Source organism: Pseudomonas sp. C9D1 (genome assembly GCF_056491235.1).
The window spans coordinates 724,217-746,485 of record NZ_JBSZIE010000001.1; the positions used below are offsets into that span (position 1 = coordinate 724,217).

Below are 22,269 nucleotides of genomic sequence, written 5' to 3' on the forward strand. Positions count from 1 at the left end.
TGACGTGGAATCCCCCAAACAGACTAATCCCCGCAGGCCTCCCGAACGGCACGACGCCCGCGCGGGGCGGGCGTCGTGGCAGGTTTTATGGGAGCGGGCGCGGGTTATCGCCGGGCACGCCGAGGGTGGATGAAAAAGGCGCATCCACCCATGCCGGGCGTGACCCGTGTGTAGGGTGGACATCGCTTTTCATGTCCACCAAGCGGTGCCGAGCCGGGGCACGGCGATGCATCAGAGGAAGAAGTCGCTGCTCTCCAGGCCCATGCCCACCGCGCCGAGGTTGAGGGCGTATTTGCCGGGGCAGTTGGCGACGTGGGCGCGGCCGGTGTGGATGTCGCGGAAGGCGCGGTTGATGCCGTGCTGGCGGAAAATGGTCGAGGCGCCGCTGTTGTACATCAGCGTCTCCACCGCCTGGGCGCACTTGTCCGGAACGATGGCCGAGTCGTAGCGCATCTTCACCCGCTCGGCCATGGTCAGCGGCTCGCCGGCGCGGGCGCGCTGCATCATCAGCTCGAAGTTGCGCAGCAGCACGCTGCGGCATTCATCCACCGTGACCATGGCGTTGGCCAGGGCGCTCTGGGCGCCGGGGTCCTGGACGATCTTGCGGCCGTCGTTGACGCCGATGCGGTTCTTGTTGGCCTCGATGAACAGGTCGATGGCGCCCTGCAGCGCGCCGATGGTGGCGGACGACACCGCACGCACGAAGATCTGCCCGAACGGCAGGCGGAACAGCGGCGCGGCGTTCACCGCGTTGCCGGGGCTGTTCTGCAGGAAGCCGTCGATGGAGCGGTGGGTGCGGTACTCGGGCACGAAGGCGTCCTGCACCTGCACGTCGTGGGAACCGGTGGCCTCCAGGCCCATCACGTCCCAGTTGTCGAGCACCTGGTAGTCGCTGCGCGGCACCAGGAAGGTGCGATAGTCCGGCCCGTCGCCTTCCTTCTCCGGCGGCACCATGGCGCCGAGGAAGGCCCACTGGCAGTGCGTGCTGCCGGAGGAGAAGCCCCAGCGGCCGCTGAGGCGGAAGCCACCGTCCACCCGGGTGACCTTGCCCACCGGCATATAGGACGAGGAGATCAGCACGCTGGAATCCGCGCCCCACACATCCTGCGCCGCGCGGTCGTCGAACAGCGCCAGCTGCCAGTTGTGGATGGCGATCACCCCCAGCACCCAGGCCGACGACATGCAGCCCTCGGCGAGGGTCATCTGCACCTCGAAGAAATCACCGGGCTCCAGCTCGTAGCCCTCCCAGCGCGCCGGCTGGAGGATGCGGAAGAACCCCGCCTCGTGGAAATCACGCAGGGTCTCCTCGGGCAGCTGGCCATTCTTCGCGGCCAGCGGCGCGCGCTCGCGCAGCACCGGCACCAGCTCACGGGCACGTTGTTTCAGGCGTTGGCGGATCAGGTCGTGGTCGAGCATTTTTGTTGTTCTCCGGTTAAGGGCTTGCCACCTCTCGCGGGCATTCAAGCAACCGGAAAAACAGCCGGCATCCCTCAAACGGACCATATGCCGGCGCACGCACGCACCGTAGGAGCGAGCTCTGCTCGCGAAGCTTTCCATCACCCTGTAGCCCGGGCTTCAGCCCGGGGACGCCGGTCACGCCATTCCCGGGCTGAAGCCCAGGCTACGCAGCTGGCTTTCCCGTGGGAGTGAATTCATTCGCGATCGGGCCTCCCCCGAAATCACCTATCACCCAACTAGTCCCCTCGGACGATGACCGGCCCCGGGCCCTGGCGAAGAATCGACGGCACCTGAGAACCACAAGAGGGCAGTGCCATGAGCCAGGCCGAACTGAAGGGCGAGATGCTCCAGGCGATGCGTCGCCTGGCCAAGTCCGTGACCATCATCACCACCAGCAATGGCCGCGAGCGGTTCGCCATGTCGGCCACGGCGGTGGACTCGCTCTCCACGGAGCCGCCGTCCCTGCTCATCTGCGTCAACCGCACCGCGTCGCTGCACGCCGTGCTGGAGGCCGGGGCGGATTTCTGCGTGAACATCCTCGGCCTGGAGCAGGAGGAGCTGTCGCACCTGTGCAGCGGCCCGATAAAGGGCGAGGCGCGGTTCCAGCGCGGCGACTGGCGCACCAGCCCCGGCGGCATCCCCTACCTGGGCGACGCCCAGTCGGCGATCCTCTGCCAGCAGGACGGGCGCTTCAGCTACGGCACCCACACGGTGTTCATCGGGCGCATCGTCGAGATCCACAACAGCGCTGAGATCAGCCCGCTGGTCTACCTCGACGGCACCTACACCACCACCGCCTCCTCGCTGGCCGCGGCGAGCTGAGGGCGCCATGACGGCCATGGAGCAGGACCCGCACGCCCCGCTGCGCGTGCATGACGCCGCGCAGCTGGACTGGGACGACAGCGCCGACCTGCTGGTGGTCGGCTTCGGCGGCGCCGGTGTCTGTGCCGCCATCGAAGCCGCCGAGCAGGGGCTGTCGGTGCTGGCGCTGGACCGTTTCGCCGGCGGCGGCGCCACCGCCCGCAGCGGCGGGGTGGTCTATGCCGGTGGTGGCACGCCGCAGCAGGCCGAGGCCGGCGTCGAAGACACGCCCGAGGCCATGTACGCCTACCTGCGCGAAGAGGTGGGCGAGGCAGTCAGCGCCGAAACCCTGCGCGGGTTCTGCGAAACCAGCCGCGCCAACCTCGCCTGGCTGGAGCGCCAGGGCGCCGCCTTCCAGGGCAGCGTGCCGCCGCTGAAAACCTCCTACCCCAGCGACCAGTACTTCCTCTACTACTCCGGCAACGAGGCGGTGCCCGAATACGCCGCCAAGGCCCGCCCGGCGCCCCGTGGCCACCGCGCCCTGGGTTCGGGCATGTCCGGCATCAACCTGTTCCGCCCCCTGGCCACCAGCGCGCTGCGCCTGGGCGTGCGCCTGCGCAGCCAGTGCGAAGTGCAGCGCCTGGTGCTGGATGCGTCCGGCACCGTGATCGGCGTCGAGGCCTGGGAATTGCCCACGGGCAGCCGTGCGGCGAAGCAGCATGCGCGGCTGTCACGCTGGACCGACGCCATCCATCCCTACGCGCCGGCCCTGGCCGAACGCTGGCGCCGCCGCCTGCGCACCCTGGAGCGCGAGCATGCGCGGCGCCGGCTGATCCGTGCCGAGCACGGCGTGCTGCTCAGCGCCGGCGGCTTCGTCTTCAACCGCGCCATGCTCGGCGTGCATGCGCCGCGTTACCTCGACGGCCTGCCCCTGGGCACCAGCGGCTGCGACGGCAGCGGCATCCGCCTGGGGGCCAGCGTCGGTGGCGAGTTGTCGCGCATGGAGCGGGCCAGCGCCTGGCGCTTCATCAACCCGCCGCTGGCCTGGGCCCGTGGGGTGATCGTCAACGACCAGGGCCTGCGCTACTGCAATGAAGAGGTCTATGGCGCCAAGCTCGGCCACGCCATGGTCGAGGAACAGGGTGGCCGCGCCGTGCTCATCCTCAACCGCGCGCTGCTGAAGGAAGCCTTCGCCCAGGTCGGCCCCGGCAAGGTGTGGAGCTTCCAGCGCCTGCCGGCGGTGCTCAACATGCTGTTCAACGCCCGCCGTGGCGACACCCTGGCGCAACTGAGCGAGCGCAGCGGGCTGCCGCTGGGCAACCTGCAGCGCACCCTTGCCGATTACAGCGCCGCAGCCCGTGGCGAGCGCGAGGACGCCCTGGGCAAGTCGCGCGGCTTCCTCGCCGAGCTGGGCGCCGGGCCCTGGTACGCCCTGGACCTGTCCTTCGCCAGCAAGCTTTTCCCCTGCCCGGTGATCACCCTCGGCGGCCTCGCCGTGTGCGAGCGCAGCGGCCAGGTGCTCGGTGCCGACGGCCAGCCGGTCGCCGGCCTGTTCGCCGCCGGCCGCAACGCCGTGGGCGTCGCTTCCAATTTCTATGTATCCGGCCTGTCGCTGGCCGACTGCGTCCATTCCGGGCGGCGGGTCGGCGCTCATGTGGCGGGCCTGGTTCGTGCCGCTCTGGCTTATCAAGGAGAACAACGATGAAACGAGTCGAAGGCAAGGTCTGCATCGTCACCGGCGCCGCCAGTGGCGTCGGTCGCGAAGATGCACTGCTGCTGGCCAGCGAAGGCGCCAGGGTGGTGCTCACCGACCTCAACGAAGAGGCCGGCCGCCAGGTGGCCGCCGAGATCGGGGGCGAGGCGCTGTTCATCCGCCAGGACATCGCCAGCGAGGCGGATTGGCAGAACGTCATCAAGCTCACCCTGGAGAAGTTCGGCCGCCTCGACGTGCTGGTGAACAACGCCGCCATCCTTGCCGTCGGCAGCGTCGAGGACACCAGCCTGGAGCTGTGGCAGAAGGTGCAGCGCATCAACAGCGACGGCTACTTCCTCGGCTGCAAGTACGCCATCGGCGCGATGAAGGACAGCGGCGGCGGCTCCATCGTCAACATGTCCTCGGTGGCGGCCCTGGGCGGCATGCCGGCCTTCTGCGCCTACTCCGCCTCCAAGGGCGCGGTGGCGGCGCTGACCCGTTCCGTGGCGCTGCACTGCAAGCACCAGGGCTACCGCATCCGCTGCAACAGCGTGCACCCGGACGGCATCAACACGCCGATGACCCAGGCGCTGACCGGCGGCCAGGCGATCCCCCAGGGCGAGCTGGACAAGAACCCGCTGAACCGCATGTGCGCCCCGCAGGATATCGCCGCCCTGGTGCTGTTCCTCGCCTCCGACGAGTCGCGCTTCATCAGCGGCAGCGAGCTGCGCATCGACAACGCGCAGACCATCAGCGGCCTGCTCTGAACGGAGATGGCCATGGGCAGCGCGCAGCCACTCGTGATCGAAACCCAGCAGTCCGGTGCCTTCCACCTGGAGGTGGCCGAGGTGATCGCCGAGACCCACGACAGCCGTTCCCTGGTGTTGCGGGTGCCGGCCGAGCTGCAGGAGCGCTTCCGCTACAAGCCGGGGCAGTACCTCGGCTTTCGCGTGGCGCTCGGCGGCAAGCGGCTGACGCGCTGCTATTCCATGTCCAGCTCGCCGGATTGCGACGCCCTGCCCAAGGTCACCATCAAGCGGGTGGACGGCGGCAGGGTGTCCAACTGGTTCAACGACCAGGTGCACCCGGGTGACCGCCTGGAGGTGCTGCCGCCCGCCGGGCACTTCCACCTGCGCCCGGGGGAGCACGACCTGGTGCTGTTCGGCGGCGGCTCGGGCATCACCCCGGTGTTCTCCATCCTCAAGTCGGCCCTGCAGACCAGCGCGCGGCGCATCAAGCTGGTGTACGCCAACCGCGACGAGGCCTCGGTGATCTTCCGCGACGAGCTGCGCGCCATCGCCCGCGCCCAGGTCGAGCGGCTGGAGGTGGTGCATGTGCTGGACTCGGTGCAGGGCTTCCTCGACGAGGGCCAGGTGCGCCAGCTGGTGCGCGGCCATGCCGGCGCGGAGTTCTACATCTGCGGGCCGGGCCCCTTCATGGACACCGTGGAGCGGGCGCTGCTGGGGCTGGGGGAGGAGGCCGCGCGCATCCATGTGGAGCGCTTCGTCTCGCCGCCCGACCCGGACGCCGGCGAGCCCCTGCCGGTGCCCAATGGCGCCACCGTGGAACAGCTGCTGGTGGAGCTGGACGGCCGGCTCACCGAGGTGCCGGTGCAGCCGGGGCACACCCTGCTGCAAAGCTGCCGCGCCGCCGGTCTGGACGTGCCCTTCTCCTGCGAGGAGGGCTTCTGCGGCGCCTGCATGTGCCAGGTGGAAGAGGGCGAGGTGCTGCTCGCCCGTAACGATATCCTCAGCCCTGCCGAACTCGCCGAAGGCTGGACCCTGGCATGCCAGGGCCGCTCCGGCAGCGCGCGGCTGAAACTGAAGTTCCCGGGGTGACAGCCGGGTGCTACCGCCCTGCGGGGCGGTGTTGAGTCTGTAGTTCTGTGCCAATTTCGCCCGGCTTCGGCCGGGTTTTTTCTTGGCGTGCCAGCTAGTCCCAATGGACGATCAATCCGCCCCGCGCCTTGGGTAGACTCCGCCGAAAGCTCCATTCCAATAACAAACGAGGAGGTTTCCCATGGCACGTCTGTCGAACAAGGTCGCCGTCATCACCGGTGCCGCATCGGGCATCGGCCTGGCCTGCGTACGCCGCTTCGCCGCCGAGGGCGCGCAGGTGGTCGGGCTGGATATCGGCGAGCCGCGCGCGGATATCGCCGCGAGCCTGGAAGGGGTCAGCCCGGCGCCGCTGTTCATGAGCCTGGATGTGCGCGACGAGGCGCGGGTCGAGGAGGTGATGCAGGAGGTGGTCAGCCGCTTCGGCCGCATCGACGCCCTGGTCAACGCTGCCGGCATCGCCAGCCGTGGCAGCATCACCGAGACCAGCACCGAGGAATGGCGCCGGGTGCTGGATATCCACCTCACCGGCAGCATGCTCACCAGCAAGCACGCGCTGCCGGCGATGCTGGCCCAGCGCAGCGGCTCGATCATCAACTTCGGCTCGATCTTCGGGCTCCAGGGTTGCGACGGCAACGCCGCCTACAACACCGCCAAGGGCGGCATCACCCAGCTCACCCGCTCCATGGCCATCGACTACGGCCACGCCAACGTGCGGGTCAACGGCCTGTGCCCGGGGCTGATCGACACGCCCATGACGCAGATGGTCAAGGAGCAGGAAGCCTTCCATGCCTTCTTCGCCTCGCAGCACATGCTCTGCCGCGCCGGGCAGCCGGAAGAAGTGGCCGGTGTCGCGCTGTTCCTCGCCTCGGACGATGCCTCCTTCGTCAGCGGGCAGATGATCGCCGTGGACGGCGGCTTCTCTGCCGGCCGCCGCTTCGCACCGCCGCAGGCCTGATCTACCTTCACCCAACCACGGCCGGGCCCTGTGCTCGGCCGCTGCCCCGTCGCGCCCGAGAAACGCCCATGCCCAACCTGGAAAGCACCTTGACCATCCCCCAGTTGCTGGCCGCTGCGGCGGTTCGTTACGACCAAGCCCCGGCCATCGAGGACGACGGCACCCGCCTCAGCTACCAGCAGCTCGACCAGCTGCGCCGCCGCGCCGCCCGTGCCCTGCTGGCGCTGGAGGTGGGCCATGGCGAGCGCGTGGCCATCTGGGCGCCGAACATCCACGAGTGGGTCATCGCCGCCATCGCCCTACAGAGCGTGGGTGCGGTGCTGGTGCCGCTGAACACGCGGATGAAGGGCCCCGAGGCGGGCTACATCCTGCGCGAGAGCGGTGCAAGCCTGCTGTTCGTCATCGGTGAATTCCTCGGCACCGACTACCCGGCGCTGCTGGCGGGCGAACACCTGCCGGCGCTGCGCCGGCGCGTGTGCCTGCGTGGCGCGGCGGAGGGCTGCCTGGAGTGGGAGGCCTTCCTGGCCCTGGGGGATGAAGTGGCGCCAGCGGAGCTGGAACGGCGCGAGGCGCAGGTGGACGGGGAGAGCCTCTCCGACCTGCTGTTCACTTCCGGTACCACCGGCAAGCCCAAGGGGGTGATGAGCGCCCACGGGCAGAACCTGCGCATCGTCCGCGACTGGAGCGCCATGGTCGGCCTGCGCCCGGGGGATCGCTACCTGATCGTCAACCCGTTCTTCCACAGCTTCGGCTACAAGGCCGGCTGGCTGGCGGCGCTGATGGGCGGCTGCTGCATCCTGCCGCAGCAGGTGTTCGACGTGCCGGCGATGCTCGAGCGCATCGCCCGGGAAAAGGTCAGCGTGCTGCCCGGCCCGCCCACCCTGTACCAGAGCATCCTCGGCTTCCCCGGCCGCGAGCGCTACGACCTTTCCAGCCTGCGGGTGGCCGTCACCGGTGCCGCCTCGGTGCCGGTGGAGATGGTCCGGCGCATGGCCAGCGAGCTGGGCTTCGAAACCATCGTCACCGCCTACGGCCTCACCGAGGCCTGCGGCTTCGTCACCATCTGCCGCCCCGGCGATGCACCGGAGGTGATTGCCACCACCTCCGGCCGCGCCTTCCCCGACGTGGAGGTGCGCTGTGTCGACGCCACTGGCAACCCGGTGCCGCCGGGCCAGCCGGGCGAGCTGCTGGTGCGCGGCTACAACCTGATGAAGGGCTACTTCAACAACCCCGAGGCCACGGGCGAGGCCATCGACGCCGAGGGCTGGCTGCACACCGGCGACATCGGCGTGCTCGACGAGCAGGGCTACCTGCGCATCACCGACCGCATCAAGGACATGTTCATCACCGGCGGCTTCAACGTGTACCCGGCGGAGATCGAGCAGGTGATCCTCACCTACCCGGGCGTGGCCCAGGCCGCGGTGATCGGCATCCCCGACGAGCGCCTGGGCGAGGTGGCCATGGCCTTCCTCCTGCCCGCCGGCGGCCAGCGCCTCGACGCCGACGCCTTCCTCGCCTGGTGCCGCGAGCACATGGCCAACTACAAGGTCCCGCGCCGCGCACGGGTGCTCTCCGTCATGCCCCTCAACGCCGCCGGCAAGGTCACCAAGGACGCGTTGCGGGCGATGGTCTGAGCCTGTAGCTCGGGCTTCAGCCCGGGGATGCCGGTAACTCCTGTGCCACGCTCGACTCCGCCTGGTGGAGGTAAAAAGCGACCTCCACCCTACACAGCGGTCATGCCCCACGCACGACCGTAGGGCGGGTGAAACCCGCGTGGCTCCCGTGCACGGACTTGTCGGGTTGCACCCGACCTACGGGGTTCCGCGACTCCACCAGGCGGGCTTGTAGGGCCGTAGGATGGGTAGAGCTCCGCGAAACCCATCAATGCGGAGCTTCAGGCATGCACCTGTGCCGCGCTCGACTCCGCCTGGTGGAGGTAAAAAGCGACCTCCACCCTACGCAGCGGTCATGCCCCACGCACAGCTTTAGGGCGGGTGAAACCCGCGTGGCTCCTGTGCGGACTTGTCGGGTTGCACCCGACCTACGGGGTTCCGCGACTCCACCAGGCGGGCTTGTAGGACCGTAGGATGGGTAGAGCTCCGCGAAACCCATCAATGCGGAGCTCCAGGCATGCACCTGTGCCGCGCTCGACTCCGCCTGGTGGAGGTAAAAAGCGACCTCCACCCTACGCAGCGGTCATGCCCGTGCGCGACCGTAGGGCGGGTGAAACCCGCGTGGCTCCTGTGCGGACTTGTCGGGTTGCACCCGACCTACGGGGTTCCGCAATTCCCAAGCCCGATGCTCCGAGCGTTCCTTGCGCGCGCCATGATGGGTTTCGCGGAGCTCTACCCATCCTACGAGGCACGCCTCCGCAACCCCCGCGCCATGCGCCTTTCGCGCTAGTCCCATCGGACGATGCCCCCTCCCGGTGCAGCCGATTTAATCGGTCCCATAGAGCCCGCGCCCCGTGTGCGGCGACAACGACGATGAGGAGAAGCGCATGGACATCCGTGGCCTGGGGTACGTCACCGTAGCCTCGACAGACCTGCAACGCTGGCAGCGGTACGCCACCGACGTGCTGGGCATGATGGTGGAGGCCACGGCCGAGCGGCTGTTCCTGAAGATGGACGAGCGCGCCTACCGCATCCTGGTGGAGCGCGCGGACCGTGACGGCTACGGCGCCTGCGGCTGGGAAGTGGCCGGCAAGGCGCAGTTCGAGCTGGCCATCGCCGAGCTGCAGGCCGCCAACGTGGAGGTGCAACGGGGCAGCGCCGCCGATGCCGCCGCCCGCAAGGTGCAGGCGCTGGCGCGCTTCGCCGACCCGGACGGCAACCGCCACGAGCTGTTCTGGGGCCCGCTGCAGGATTTCGCCCCCTTCGCATCGCCCGCCGGCGTCTCCGGCTTCGTCACCAGCGCGCTGGGCATGGGCCACGCGGTGCTGCCGGCGCCGAGCTTCGACCGCTGCCTGGACTTCTACGAGCGGGTGATGGGCTTCGGCCTGTCGGACCTGATGAAGGTGCGCTTCACCCCCGACCCGGCCGAGCCTGAGAAACGCATCCACTTCCTCCACTGCAACAACGCCCGGCACCACTCGCTGGCGCTGTTCGAATGCCCGATCCCTTCCGGTTGCGTGCACCTGATGGTGGAGGTCAACAGCCTGGACGACGTCGGCCGTGCCCACGACCGCATGCTCGCCCACGAGGTGAAGCTCTCCGCCACCCTCGGCCGCCACGTCAACGACGAGATGACCAGCTTCTACATGCAGACCCCCGGCGGCTTCGACCTGGAGTACGGCTGCGGCGGCAAGGTCATGGACTGGGACTCCCACACCCCCTTCGAAAGCACCGTGGTCAGCCACTGGGGCCACGACTTCAGCGTCGGCCGCGACTAAGGAGCACCCCATGGACAAACGCATGACGGCAGCCGACGCGGTCGGCCAGCTGCGCGACGGCATGACCATCGGCATCGGTGGCTGGGGCCCGCGCCGCAAGCCCATGGCTCTGGTGCGCGAGATTCTCCGCTCCGGCCTCAAGGACCTCACCGTGGTCGCCTATGGCGGCGCCGACGTGGGCATGCTCTGCGCCGCCGGCAAGGTGCGGCGGCTGGTGTACGCCTTCGTCTCGCTGGACTTCATCCCCCTCGAACCCTACTTCCGCAAGGCCCGCCAGGCCGGCGCCGTGGAGGTGACCGAGATCGACGAAGGCATGCTCCTGCTCGGCCTCAAGGCCGCGGCCATGGGCGCGCCCTTCATTCCCACCGCCGTGGGCCTGGGCACCGACGTGCTGCGCCTCAACCCGCAGCTCAAGCTGGTGACCTCGCCTTACGACGACAGCCGCGACTGGGTCGCCATGCCGGCCCTGAAGCTGGACGCCGCGCTGGTCCACGTCGACCGCGCCGACGCCCGGGGCGTGTGCCAGATCGCCGGGCCCGACCACTACATGGATGACCTCTTCGTGCGCGCCGCCGACAAGGCCTATGTCAGCTGCGACGAGCTGGTGGCCAGCGACTGGTTCCACCAGGACCCGCAACGCGCCCGCCAGGTGTTCTGGGAGCGCAACCTCACCAGCGCCGTGGTGCACCTGCCGGGCGGGGCGCACCCGTCTTCCTGCGCGCCGCTGTACGGCTTCGATACCGCGCACTTCAAGGCCTACAACGCCTCGGCCAGCGAGCCGGACGGCTGGCTCGACTACGTGGAGCGCTACGTGAACTGCGGCGAGGACGAATACCTCGCACGGGTCGGCGGGCTCAATGCCATCCGCCAACTGCCACTCCCGGTTTTTTGAATCGAACATCGAGGAGGCCGAGATGACCGCCACCAAACAACCCTACAGCCTCGCCGAGCTGATGATCTGCGCGGCCGCCGAGGCCTTCGCCGACGACGGCGAGGTGCTCGCCACCGGCATCGGCGTGCTGCAGCGCCTGGCCGCGTCCCTGGCCATGCTCAACAGCAACGCCCGGCTGATGATGACCGACTCCGAAGCCTTCATGGTCGCCGAGCCCGTGCCGCTCGGCCCGCGTGACGGCTACCAGCCCCGCTACGACAGCTGGATGGGCTTCTCGCGCATCTTCGACAACGTCTGGAGCGGCCACCGCCACGCCCTGGTGGGCCCGGTGCAGATCGACCGCTACGGCCAGGCCAACATCTCCTGCATCGGCGACCACGCCCGGCCGAAGTCGCAGATGCTCGGGGTGCGCGGCTTCCCCGGCAACTCCATCAGCCACGCCAACTCCTTCCTGGTGGCCAGCCACAACCGCCGCGTGTTCGTCGACGGTGAAGTGGATGTGGTCGCCTCGGTGGGCTACAACCCGGCGCGCCTGGCGCGGGGCTGGTCACTGGACGAGATCGACATCCGCCTGATCGTCACCGACCTCTGCGTGCTGGATTTCCACGGCCCCGAGCGGCAGATGCGCATCCGCTCGCTGCACCCCGGCGTCAGCGTCGATGAGGTGCTCGATGCCACCTCCTTCCCGCTGCACGTGCCGCAGAAGATCCCCACCACGGCGGCACCGACCCTCGAACAACTGATCCTCATCCAGCAGCTGGATCCGCACAACCTGCGCGCCAGCCAGCTCAAGGACAACCCGCCGGGCGTGCGCGCCCTGGCCACGGCCCACTAGGCGGAGCAGCCCATGAACCACGAACAGGCCGAAGAGCAGGTGGTGCGCTACGAGGTGCAGGGCCCGCTGGCCCTGGTCACCATGCAGCGCCCCGAGTACCACAACGCGCAGAACTCGCGCATGACCTACGCGCTGGACGCCGCCTTCCGCCGCGCCTGCGACGACGACACGGTAAAGGTCATCGTCCTCGCCGGGGCCGGCAAGCACTTCTCCGCCGGGCACGACATCGGCACCCCGGGGCGCGACGTCGACCAGAGCTTCGAGCGCGCCAGCCTCTGGTACGACCACGTCGGCAAGCCGGGCGGCGAGTTCCTCTACGCCCGCGAGCAGGAGGTGTACCTGGGCATGTGCCGGCGCTGGCGCGACATGCCCAAGCCCACCGTCGCCATGGTCCAGGGCGCCTGCATCGCCGGCGGCCTGATGCTGGCCTGGGTCTGCGACCTGATCATCGCCTCGGACGACGCCTTCTTTTCCGACCCGGTGGTGCGCATGGGCATCCCCGGCGTCGAGTACTTCGCCCACGTGCACGAACTCAACCCGCGCATCGCCAAGGAATTCCTCTTCCTCGGCGAGCGCATGGGCGCCGAGCGCGCCTGGCAGATGGGCATGGTCAACAAGGTGGTGCCCCGCGACGTGCTGCTGGACGTGACCCTGGACGTGGCCCGGCGCATCGCGCAGATGCCGCGCCTGGGCCTGCAGCTGACCAAGCAGGCGGTGAACAACGCCGAAGACCTGATGGGCAAGCGCGCCACCATGGACATGGTGTTCGGCCTGCACCACTTCGCCCACGCCCACAACGAGCTGGTCAGCGGCGACAGGCTGGGCGGCTACGACGCCCGCGCCATGGCGCAGTCCCAGCGCAACCCGTCGGAGGCCTGATGGCGATTTCCCTCGAAACGCGCCTGACGCGCCTGCTCGGCTGCCGCTACCCGATCATCCAGACCGCCATGGGCTGGGTCGCCGACCCCAGGCTGGTGGCCGCCACGGGCAACGCCGGCGGCTTCGGCTTCCTCGCCGGGGCGACCATCGAGCCGGCGCGCATGGAAGAGGCCATCCTGCAGACCCGGCGCCTCAGCGACCGGCCCTTCGGCGTCAACTTCCACATGTACCAGGCCAACGCCGGCCAGATCGTCGAGCTGGTGCTGCGGCACGGCGTGCGCGCGGTGAGCTACAGCCGCTCGCCGGGCAAGGCGATGATCGGCCGGCTCAAGGAGGCCGGCGTGGTCTGCATCCCCACCGTCGGTGCGCTCAAGCACGCGGTGAAGGCCGTGGAGATGGGCGCCGACGCGGTGACCGTGCAGGGCGGGGAGGGCGGCGGCCACACCGGCTCGGTGCCCACCGCCATCCTCCTCGGCCAGGTGGTGGACGCCGTGGACGTGCCGGTGGTCGCCGCCGGTGGCTTCAAGGACGGGCGCGGCCTGGTCTCGGCCCTGGCCCTGGGCGCCGAAGGCATCGCCATGGGCACGCGCTTCCTGATGAGCGCCGACAGCCCGGTACCGGCCGCCACCCTGGAGCGCTACCTGAAGGTGCGCGACCCGGCGGCGATCATCGTCAGCCGCGCCATCGACGGCCTGCCGCAACGAATGATCCGCAACGAACTGCTCGACGCCCTGGAGCGCTCCGGCCGGCTCGGCCGCCTGCTGCTGGCCCTGCGCAGTGCCCTGGCCTACCGCCGCCACAGCGGCGCCAGCCTCGCCGCCCTGCTGGCCAGCGCCCTGAAGCTGCGGGGCAACGACGGCCTCAGCGCCGCGCAGACGCTGATGGCCGCCAACGCGCCGATGGTGATCCAGAAGGCCATGGTCGAGGGCCGCCCGGCCGAGGGCGTGCTGCCCGCCGGCCAGGTCGCCGCCGCCATCGACGGCCTGCCGGGCTGCGCCGAACTCATCGAATCCATCGTGCAGCAGGCCGAGCAACGGCTCGCCGAGCTGTGCCGCCGTGCGTCCTGAGGGGGATAAGGCCATGACCACACCGTTTCACGTCAGTCTCGACAACGGCATCGCCGAGATGGTCTTCGACCACCCGCCGGTGAACGCCTTCGACAGCCGCGGCTGGGCCGCCATCGCCGCCGAGCTGGAGCGCCTGGGCCAGGCGCCCGAGGTGCGCGTCATCGTCATCCGCGCCGAAGGGCGGGGCTTCTGCGCCGGGGTCGACATCAAGGAGCTGGCCGCCGACGACAGCCTCATAGTCGCGGTGAACAAGGGCAACTACGACAGCTTCCGCGCCGTGCACCGCAACCCCAAGCCGGTGGTCATCGCCGTGCACGGCTTCGTGCTCGGCGGCGGCATCGGCCTCTGTGGCGCGGCGGACATCCTCGTCGCCGCCGAGTGCGCGCGCTTCGGCGTGCCCGAGGTGGACCGTGGCGCCATGGGCGGCGGCGCCCACCTGCAGCGCCTGTTCCCGGTGCAGAAGGTGCGCCACATGTACTTCACCGGCGAGATGATCGACGCCGCCGAGGCCCACCGCCTGGGCGCCGTGGAGCGCGTGGTGCCCCGCGAGCGGCTGCGCGACGCGGCCCTGGCCATCGCCGCCAAGATCGCCGCCAAGAGCCCGGCCATGATCGCCCTGGCCAAGGAAGCCCTCACCGGCATCGAGGACGGCAACCTCGAAGACAAATACCGCTGGGAGCAGGGCTTCACCCTGCAGGCCTACCGCTCGCTGGATTCCCAGGAATCCCGCGATGCCTTCGTCGACAAGCGCGCCGCCAACTTCAAGGGCTGACACCTATGCAACTGACCTACACACCGGCGCAACAGGCCTTCCGCGAGGAAGCCCGCGCCTGGCTGGCGGCCAACGTGCCCGCCCAGCCGCTGCCCTCCTTCGACTGCGAAGAGGGCTTCCGCCTGCACCGCGCCTGGGAGGCGAAGCTCAACGAAGGCCGCTGGGGCATGGTCACCTGGCCCAAGGCCCTGGGCGGGCGCGGCTGCGACCTGATCGAGTGGCTGATCTTCGAGGAGGAGTACTACCGCGCCGGCGCCCCGGCGCGGGTCAACCAGAACGGCATCTTCCTGCTCGGCCCGACCCTGATGGAGTTCGGCACCGCCGCCCAGCAGGCGCGCTTCCTGCCGAAGATGGCCACCGGCGAGGAGGTCTGGGCCCAGGGCTGGTCCGAGCCGAATGCCGGCTCCGACATGGCCGCCATCCGCTGCCGCGCCGAGCGCCAGGGCGAGCACTACGTGATCAACGGCCAGAAGACCTGGTCCACCCGCGCCGTGTGGGCCGACTGGCTGTTCGGCCTGTTCCGCAGCGACCCGCAGTCCAGCCGCCACCACGGCCTCACCTTCATCCTCCTGCCGCTGGACAGCCCGGGCATCACCATCCGCCCCATCGCCCAGCTCAACGGCCTGCCGGGCTTCGCCGAGATCTTCTTCGACGACGTGAAGGTGCCTGTGGATAACGTCCTGGGCGGTGAGGGCATGGGCTGGCACGTGGCGATGTCCACCGCCGGGTTCGAGCGCGGGCTGATGCTGCGCTCGCCGGCGCGCTTCCAGGAAACCGCGCGGCGCCTGGTGCAGCTGTACCTGGCCAACCAGGAAGCCGCCGACCAGGACCCGGCCATAGGCGAAGCGGTGATGCGCGCCTGGCTCGACGCCGAGGCCTACACCCTCAACACCTACATGACCGCCTCGCGGCTGGTGAAGGGCGGCAGGATCGGCCCGGAATCCTCCACCAACAAGATCTTCTGGTCCGAGCTCGACCAGCGCATGCACGAGACGGCGCTGTCGATCCTCGGCCTGCGCGGCGAGCTGCTGCCCGAAGCACCGGATGCGGGGGACGTCGGCCACTGGCTGGACGGCTTCCTCTTCGCCCAGGCCGGGCCCATCTACGCCGGCACCAACGAGATCCAACGCAACATCATCGCCGAGCGGATGCTCGGCATGCCGCGCGCATAACGGGGACGCCATGGACTTCACATTCAGCGACGACCAACAGCTGTTCGAGGAAAACGTCCGCGCCTTCCTCACCAACGAAGTGACGCCGGAGCGCATCCGCGAACTCTGGCAGGTGGAAGGGGGCCGCAGCGACGAACTCTGGGCCCAGCTCACCGAACTGGGCCTCACTGCCGTCACCGTGCCGGAAGGCTTCGGCGGCCTGGACATGAACGAGCTGGACTTCATCCTCCTGGCCCAGGAATGCGGCTACGCGGCCCTGCCCGAACCGCTGGTGGACACCATGCTGGTGGGCGTGCCGCTGCTCGCCGGCCTGGGCGCCGAGCAGCTCGACCTGCAAGGCGAATGGCTCACTCGCATTGCCGAAGGCAAGGCGCGCCTCGCCGTGGGCCAGCCGGGCAACCCGCTGGTGGCCGACGCCCACATCGCCGGCCTGCTGCTGCTGCCCCACGGCGACGAGGTGCACGCCGTGCGCCGCGAGCAGGTGGACCTCACCCGTAACGAGTCCGTCGACCCCAGCCGCCAGCTGTTCCGCGTGCACTGGCAGCCCGGCGCCGCCACCTGCGTGGCCGAGGGCGAGCTGGGCCGCGCGCTCTGGGCCGCCGCCCACGACCGGGGCGCCCTGGGCACCGCCGCGCAGCTGCTGGGCCTGGCCCGGCGCATGGTCGACCTGGCCGTGGACTACAGCTTCGAGCGCAAGCAGTTCGGCAAGCCGGTGGGTGCCTTCCAGGCGGTGAAGCACCTGATGGCCAACGCCGCAGTGCAGATCGAATTCGCCAAGGCGCCGCTCTACCGCGCCGCCTACGCCGTCGCCCACCACCTGCCGGGGCAGGGCGCGCAGGTCTCCCACGCCCGCCTGGCCTGCGCCGAGGCCGCGCTGCTGGCGGCCAGGAACGCCATCCAGACCCACGGCGCCATGGGCTACACCTGGGAAGTCGACCTGCAGCTGTTCATGAAGCGCGCCTGGGCCCTGGACAAGGTCTGGGGCGACCGTGGCTGGCACAAGGCGCGGGTGCGCGAGGCGCTGTTCTCGGGCGCCATCACCCCCGGCGCCGGCCACACGTTCTAGCCACTCAAGACCCTACAACAGCCGTTTCTCCACAGATTGCAGCGAGACCCGCCATGCCCAACGCCTACATAGTCGACGCCCTGCGCACCCCCACCGGGCGGCGCAAGGGTGGCCTCAGCCACATCCACGCCGCCGATTTGGGCGCCCATGTGCTGCGCGAGCTGGTGGCACGCAACCCCATTCCCGAGGCCGACTACGACGACGTGATCTTCGGCTGCGTCGACACCATCGGCCCCCTGGCCGGCGATATCGCCCGCACCTGCTGGCTGGCCGCCGGCCTCCACCAGGCCGTGCCCGGCACCACCATCGACCGCCAGTGCGGCTCCTCCCAGCAGGCCGTGCACTTCGCCGCCCAGGCGGTGATGAGCGGCACCCAGGACGTGGTCATCGCCGGCGGCGTGCAGACCATGACGCAGATCCCCATCTCCTCGGCCATGACCGCCGCCGAGCCCCTGGGCTTCAGCGACCCCTTCTCCGGCTCCGAGGGCTGGGTGAAGCGCTACGGCGCGCAACCGCCGACCCAGTTCCGCGCCGCGCAGATGATCGCCGAGAAGTGGGACCTCTCGCGCCAGGCCCTGGAGGCCTACGCCCTGGAATCCCACCGCCGCGCCCTGCGCGCCATCGAGCAGGGCCGCTTCGCCCGCGAGATCGTCCCCCTGGCCGGCGTCGAGCACGACGAAACCCCGCGCCACACCAGCCTCGACCAGATGGCCGGGCTGGACCCGCTGTTCGGCTGCGACCGCGTCACCGCCGGCGTCGCCAGCCAGACCTGCGACGGCGCCAGCGCGCTGCTGGTGGTCTCCGAGGCCGCGCTCAAGCGCTACGGCCTCACCCCCCGCGCGCGCATCCACCACATCAGCGTGCGCGCCGACGACCCCATCTGGATGCTCACCGCCCCCATCCCCGCCACCGCCCACGCGCTCAAGCGCGCCGGCATGCAGCTGGAGGACATCGACCGGGTGGAGATCAACGAAGCCTTCGCCTCCGTCGCCCTGGCCTGGCTGCAGGAAACCGGCTACCCCCACGAACGCACCAACGTCAACGGCGGCGCCATCGCCCTCGGCCACCCCCTGGGCGCCACCGGCACCCGGCTGATGTGCACCCTGCTGCACGAGCTGGAACGCAGCGGCGGGCGCTACGGCCTGCAGACCATGTGCGAAGGCGGCGGGCAAGCCAACGTGACCATCATCGAACGGCTCTGACGGGACGCGTCAACGCTGCTGCGCTCGGTGATGCGGCGTTGGCGGGGCGGCCGAAAATGCTCATTTACCTTCGTAAACTCCGCTTTTCGACCTCCCCGCCGCCTTGCCTGACCTTCGCTCGCGACGTGTTGAACGCGCCCCGGAAGGCTCCGGCCTCGATTGAAATCCAATGAACCAAGCGACGGAGAATTGAAATGCCAATCTGCCAAGACCGCATCGTCCTCATCACCGGCGCCGGCGGCGGGCTGGGCCGCGCCTACGCCCTGGCCTTCGCCGCCGAGGGCGCCAAGGTGGTGGTCAACGACATCAACCTGCCTGCCGCCGAAGCCGTGGTGGCGCAGATACGCGCCGAGGGCGGCCAGGCCATCGCCAACAACGGCGACATCACCGACTACGCCGCCGCCGGGGACATCCTCCGCCAGGTGCTGGACACCTACGGCGACCTGCACGTGCTGGTGAACAACGCCGGCATCTGCCGCGACCGCATGTTCGCCAGCCTCGGCGAAGCCGACTGGGACGCGGTGATGGCGGTGCACCTCAAGGGCCACTTCTGCCTCGCCAGCCACGCCGTGAAGCACTGGCGCGAACAGGCCAAGGGCGGCGCCCGGCTGCAGGCGCGCATCATCAACACCAGCTCCGGCGCCGGGCTGCAGGGCTCCATCGGCCAATCCAACTACTCAGCCGCCAAGGGCGGCATCGCCTCCCTCACCCTGGTGCAGGCTGCCGAGCTGGCGCGCTACGGCATCACCGCCAACGCCCTGGCCCCGGCCGCACGCACCGGCATGACCGAGCAGGTGTTCGCCGAGGTGATGAAAAAGCCCGAAGACGGCTTCGACCACTTCGCCCCCGAGAACGTCGCGCCCCTGGTGGTGTGGCTCGGCTCCGAAGCCTCCCAGGGCATCACCGGGCGGATGTTCGAAGTGGAAGGCGGCAAAGTCTCCATCGCCGACGGCTGGCGCAAAGGCCCCGAGTTCGACAAGGGCGCCCGCTTCACCCCCGAAGAACTGGGCGGCGTCATCGACCGACTGCTGGCCGACGCCACCCCGCCGCAGAAGGTGTACGGCAGCTAGCCGGGCGGCCACCCACCCAACAAGGAGCGAATGAGCCATGCACGCGCCGGTCAGTACGCTGCGGGTCACCGTCCCTACCGAGTGGATCGACGTGAACGGCCATATGAACGCCACCCACTACGGCCTCGTCATCTACGAGGCCCACGTCACCTTCACCCGGCAACTCGGCCTGTGTGAGGACTACGTGCAGCGCACCGGCTGTGGCAAGGCCGTGCTCGCCAGCCACATGGTCTACGAACGGGAAGTGGCCCTGGGGGACGAACTGGAAGTGCGCTCCTGGCTACTGGCCGTGGACGCCAAGCGCCTGCACTTCTTCCACGAACTGCACAACCTCGGCAAAGGCTGCCGGGCGGCCACGGCGGAGCAGGTCGATATCCACATCGACCTCTCCCTGCGCCAATCCTCCGCGCTGCCGGAGGCGCTGTTCGCCGCGCTGCAGCAACGCGTGCTCGCCAACCTCGACGCCGGCCCTCCGCTGGGCGTCGGCAGCCCCATCCGGCCCCCCATCAACCGCTGGCTGAACACCTGAATCGCCAACCGGGCCGCACATCGCCAAACGAACCCGTGGGAGCGAATTCATTCGCGAAGGACCTCCCACCCGCCCCGACCGCCCCGGCATGCACCTGTAGGGGCGATTTCAATCGCCCAGAGGGAACACCGGAGGGCAAGAGGCCGTTGGTGTTCGTCAGATAGACCTTAGACTTAGAAATTGGCTGTCATCTATGCGTGAAACTATGCTTATAAAATATCATGCCGACTTCAGTGTTTTGATTGTCTTTAATGATTTATCGTTCGCGAATGGATACTGCCGTTAGAAAGCATGCGATGCTATTAAAATATATTCTTAAGGTTTATTTGTAGCTGAGATCAATAATCTTGGCTCTGCTTTCTTTCATATGTTCTTCCAAGCTGATTAAGAATTTTAATGCTTTTTCTGATGTGCTGAATTTTGCGGCTTCTGCTAGATACGGGGCGATGCACTTTTCAACTATTTTGTCGAAATTTTCTGATGTGGATGACGAGATGTGGTTTTTAATTTCTTCATCGAATCTTTCTCGCGTCCAATGGTAATTGCTGGATTTTTCTATTTCATTGAGAAATGATTTTAAGTTTTCTGATATTTCCTCAGTAAAATAAATTGCTAGTATCGAAGTGATTTCTTTTAGGTCAATTTTAAAGCGCTCAAGTCTTTCGTTTGATGATTCAAGTTTTCTGTTTGATTTTTCATACTCATCCCTGAAGTATTCGCTGTTTTTCTCACTGCGCATTGGGATTCTAGCGACTAGTCCATTGATTTCTCTTGAGGCGTATGAAACTTGGATTTCTGAAATTATATCGTTGCGCTGACTAATCAGAAAAACTGATTTTTTATATGTATCTAGCTTTAATGCAAATTCCTCTCGCAGCCAAACTATCTTCTGTTGCTGCAGCCATATTCCACTTCTATGTAGTTCAAGTTCTTTGGTGTACTCAATTTTTACTTGCTCGATTCTTTTGGTTATTTCTCCGATATCATCCTTTGTGGCTAAGTTTTTTCCTTTTTCATTGAAATAACTGGGGATGTAAGATTTTCCAAGCCAGAAAATAAGTAGCGGTAAAGAGTAAATTACAATAAGTGCAAGATTATTGAGTATTGAAAGTAATTGATCGAGGCTTGTAGGGGTGTTCATCCATATGTCTCCATTTAGTCTGTTTAACTTGGGCCTGGGTGGTGGAGTGATCGCAATACTGTCTAGTAACGGAGGCCACTGGACGAGTCGGCAAATCGACGCAGGGAGGGCATTGCCTGATTGGGCGCTGTGCGTGAGGTGCCGATGTAGGAGGGGCAACTGCGTCTCGATCCACTGATCGAACCGTCATTGCAGAGAAATAGGTCGCCGTCGCAGCGAGCGATGCCGCCTTTGCTGCCGTCGCAGGGTGTATTGCTAGCGTACGTAGGCTGCGAAAGCGCAGCTAACGCAAGGGCGAGAAGGGGAAGGAGGCGGAGTGATCCGGGCACTTTGAGCATCCTTGCAAGTGATGGCTCGATGCTATCTCTCAAATCCTGTATCGGACAAGGTATAGCGGGCAATTACGCGTCGTTTGCTCAGCAGTCCTCGATCGACTCATAAGGGCGATTTCAATCGCCCAGGGGCAACGCCGTTGCCCCAAAGGCCCCTCCCGATTCCGAGAGGGGCCAGACCCGGATCAGCTGGTCCAGAGGGGCAGCGCGCCCATCTTCATCAGCTGCCAGAAGTCCTGCTGGTTGCTGCGGCTCAGGTCCACCATCACATCCATCAGCGCACCCTCGCGAACGTCGTTGAGAAAGGGGCCGGGAGTACCTTCGCGCCGGCCCGCGTTGTCCTGGATGATCGCCGCGATCATATGCACCGCGTTCAGCCGAGAGTCCAGGCGCTCCAGCAGGTCGTGCAGGCGTTGCTGCTGCAAATCCGCGCTCATGTCGACACCTCCTTGCCGCCGGCCATGAACAGCGGCAAATCCCGCCAGGCCACCCACAACTCACCCTGCCAGCGCACCACGCCCAGCTGGCGGCCCTCGTAGGTCAGCGTTTCACGCGTGGGGGCCGCATCGGGCGTGCGGTGGTAGTCATGCAGCGTCGGCACCAGCACTTCGTTCACCCAGCGGCCCACAGTGCCGTGCCTGGGTGTGCCGAACTGGAACAGCGCCCGGTAGGCGCCGATATCGCTGATCACCACCACCTCTTCATGGAAGCCGTCGGTGTAGATGAGGGCGAGGGTTTGCTGCTGGTGAGGCTCCAGGGCCGGGAGCAAGGGGAGGGCATCGGCCAGGCCGATCAACTGCGCGAAGTCATGGGCGACGAACCAGGGCTGGTTGTCGACCATCACGGCGCGCAGGCGTTGGTGGTGGTGATAGAAAACGAGAGGGGTGAATGTGTTTTTCATGGTGAATCTCCTCTTGCGATAGGAAGACTCCACCACCCGCGCTGTCATCGAGGGTGGCAGATCGCGCGGGGTTGACAGACCGAGGCAAGAGGACCCGGCAGACCACGAGGGTCTCCCCACGCGATCCGCCATAGAGCGTTGCAGTTGAAAACTGCATGCGAGCAAGGGCCTGCAGAAGCAATTCGCCGCTTCCGCATGCACCGTTGAGGCGCAATCGCGCCTCTTGCTTTCGGGCTGTCAAACCCGGCCACGGGATTTACCGTGGCTGGGGGAGG

Annotated in this window: 21 protein-coding genes; 17 read left to right on the plus strand and 4 right to left on the minus strand. The window is 67.5% G+C overall.

Annotated features, from left to right (window positions below; translation table 11 throughout):
* Positions 1-231: 231 nt before the first annotated feature.
* Complete coding sequence (locus ACXI0U_RS03375) at positions 232-1,416, minus strand: acyl-CoA dehydrogenase family protein (RefSeq protein ID WP_479549735.1); 1,185 nt, start codon at positions 1,414-1,416, stop codon at positions 232-234.
* 357 nt (positions 1,417-1,773) lie between these two features.
* Between ACXI0U_RS03375 and ACXI0U_RS03380 the strand changes: the two genes are divergently transcribed.
* From ACXI0U_RS03380 to ACXI0U_RS03460, 17 genes are all read left to right on the plus strand, one after another.
* A complete protein-coding gene (locus ACXI0U_RS03380) occupies positions 1,774-2,280 on the plus strand; it encodes a flavin reductase family protein (protein WP_271660189.1) in 507 nt (168 codons plus the stop codon).
* Between the two features lie 7 nt (positions 2,281-2,287).
* Positions 2,288-3,964 (plus strand): FAD-binding protein, encoded by a 1,677-nt coding sequence (locus tag ACXI0U_RS03385; protein ID WP_479549736.1) that lies wholly within the window; start codon positions 2,288-2,290, stop codon positions 3,962-3,964.
* On the plus strand, positions 3,961-4,719 hold the full coding sequence (locus ACXI0U_RS03390) for a glucose 1-dehydrogenase (protein WP_479549737.1): 759 nt from the start codon (positions 3,961-3,963) through the stop codon (positions 4,717-4,719). The genes ACXI0U_RS03385 and ACXI0U_RS03390 overlap by 4 nt, the downstream gene beginning before the upstream one ends.
* Before the next feature lie 12 nt (positions 4,720-4,731).
* Positions 4,732-5,790: a 2Fe-2S iron-sulfur cluster-binding protein gene (locus ACXI0U_RS03395; RefSeq protein WP_479549738.1), complete on the plus strand. Its 1,059-nt coding sequence runs from the start codon at positions 4,732-4,734 to the stop codon at positions 5,788-5,790.
* Between the two features lie 181 nt (positions 5,791-5,971).
* Positions 5,972-6,745 (plus strand): SDR family NAD(P)-dependent oxidoreductase, encoded by a 774-nt coding sequence (locus ACXI0U_RS03400; RefSeq protein WP_479549739.1) that lies wholly within the window; start codon positions 5,972-5,974, stop codon positions 6,743-6,745.
* A 68-nt stretch (positions 6,746-6,813) separates the two neighbouring features.
* A complete protein-coding gene (locus tag ACXI0U_RS03405) occupies positions 6,814-8,379 on the plus strand; it encodes a FadD3 family acyl-CoA ligase (protein ID WP_479549740.1) in 1,566 nt (521 codons plus the stop codon).
* A gap of 866 nt (positions 8,380-9,245) precedes the next feature.
* Positions 9,246-10,136 carry a VOC family protein gene (locus ACXI0U_RS03410; RefSeq protein ID WP_479549741.1) on the plus strand — a complete coding sequence of 297 codons (891 nt, stop codon included), beginning with the start codon at positions 9,246-9,248 and terminating at the stop codon, positions 10,134-10,136.
* A 10-nt stretch (positions 10,137-10,146) separates the two neighbouring features.
* Positions 10,147-11,028 carry a CoA transferase subunit A gene (locus ACXI0U_RS03415; protein WP_479549742.1) on the plus strand — a complete coding sequence of 294 codons (882 nt, stop codon included), beginning with the start codon at positions 10,147-10,149 and terminating at the stop codon, positions 11,026-11,028.
* A 22-nt stretch (positions 11,029-11,050) separates the two neighbouring features.
* On the plus strand, positions 11,051-11,863 hold the full coding sequence (locus ACXI0U_RS03420) for a CoA-transferase subunit beta (protein WP_479549743.1): 813 nt from the start codon (positions 11,051-11,053) through the stop codon (positions 11,861-11,863).
* Between the two features lie 12 nt (positions 11,864-11,875).
* Positions 11,876-12,742, plus strand: coding sequence for an enoyl-CoA hydratase (locus ACXI0U_RS03425; RefSeq protein ID WP_479549744.1), 867 nt, complete (start codon positions 11,876-11,878; stop codon positions 12,740-12,742).
* Positions 12,742-13,809, plus strand: coding sequence for an NAD(P)H-dependent flavin oxidoreductase (locus tag ACXI0U_RS03430; protein WP_479549745.1), 1,068 nt, complete (start codon positions 12,742-12,744; stop codon positions 13,807-13,809). The genes ACXI0U_RS03425 and ACXI0U_RS03430 overlap by 1 nt, the downstream gene beginning before the upstream one ends.
* Positions 13,810-13,822: 13 nt before the next feature.
* Complete coding sequence (locus ACXI0U_RS03435) at positions 13,823-14,581, plus strand: enoyl-CoA hydratase family protein (RefSeq protein ID WP_479549746.1); 759 nt, start codon at positions 13,823-13,825, stop codon at positions 14,579-14,581.
* Between the two features lie 5 nt (positions 14,582-14,586).
* On the plus strand, positions 14,587-15,753 hold the full coding sequence (locus tag ACXI0U_RS03440; protein ID WP_479549747.1) for an acyl-CoA dehydrogenase family protein: 1,167 nt from the start codon (positions 14,587-14,589) through the stop codon (positions 15,751-15,753).
* Positions 15,754-15,763: 10 nt separating this feature from the next.
* Positions 15,764-16,819: an acyl-CoA dehydrogenase family protein gene (locus tag ACXI0U_RS03445; protein ID WP_479549748.1), complete on the plus strand. Its 1,056-nt coding sequence runs from the start codon at positions 15,764-15,766 to the stop codon at positions 16,817-16,819.
* Between the two features lie 53 nt (positions 16,820-16,872).
* Positions 16,873-18,021 carry an acetyl-CoA C-acetyltransferase gene (locus ACXI0U_RS03450; protein ID WP_479549749.1) on the plus strand — a complete coding sequence of 383 codons (1,149 nt, stop codon included), beginning with the start codon at positions 16,873-16,875 and terminating at the stop codon, positions 18,019-18,021.
* Positions 18,022-18,215: 194 nt separating this feature from the next.
* The gene (locus ACXI0U_RS03455) at positions 18,216-19,091 is read left to right on the plus strand and encodes an SDR family oxidoreductase (RefSeq protein WP_479549750.1); all 876 of its coding nucleotides are present in this window, start codon (positions 18,216-18,218) and stop codon (positions 19,089-19,091) included.
* A 37-nt stretch (positions 19,092-19,128) separates the two neighbouring features.
* Positions 19,129-19,620 (plus strand): thioesterase family protein, encoded by a 492-nt coding sequence (locus ACXI0U_RS03460; protein ID WP_479549751.1) that lies wholly within the window; start codon positions 19,129-19,131, stop codon positions 19,618-19,620.
* A 322-nt stretch (positions 19,621-19,942) separates the two neighbouring features.
* Here the strand turns inward: ACXI0U_RS03460 and ACXI0U_RS03465 are convergent, their stop codons facing one another.
* The 3 genes from ACXI0U_RS03465 to ACXI0U_RS03475 form a co-directional block, all read right to left on the minus strand.
* The gene (locus tag ACXI0U_RS03465) at positions 19,943-20,761 is read right to left on the minus strand and encodes a hypothetical protein (protein ID WP_479549752.1); all 819 of its coding nucleotides are present in this window, start codon (positions 20,759-20,761) and stop codon (positions 19,943-19,945) included.
* A 517-nt stretch (positions 20,762-21,278) separates the two neighbouring features.
* A complete protein-coding gene (locus tag ACXI0U_RS03470) occupies positions 21,279-21,530 on the minus strand; it encodes a hypothetical protein (RefSeq protein ID WP_479549753.1) in 252 nt (83 codons plus the stop codon).
* On the minus strand, positions 21,527-21,994 hold the full coding sequence (locus ACXI0U_RS03475) for a BRO-N domain-containing protein (RefSeq protein WP_479549754.1): 468 nt from the start codon (positions 21,992-21,994) through the stop codon (positions 21,527-21,529). The genes ACXI0U_RS03470 and ACXI0U_RS03475 overlap by 4 nt, the downstream gene beginning before the upstream one ends.
* Positions 21,995-22,269 lie beyond the last annotated feature (275 nt).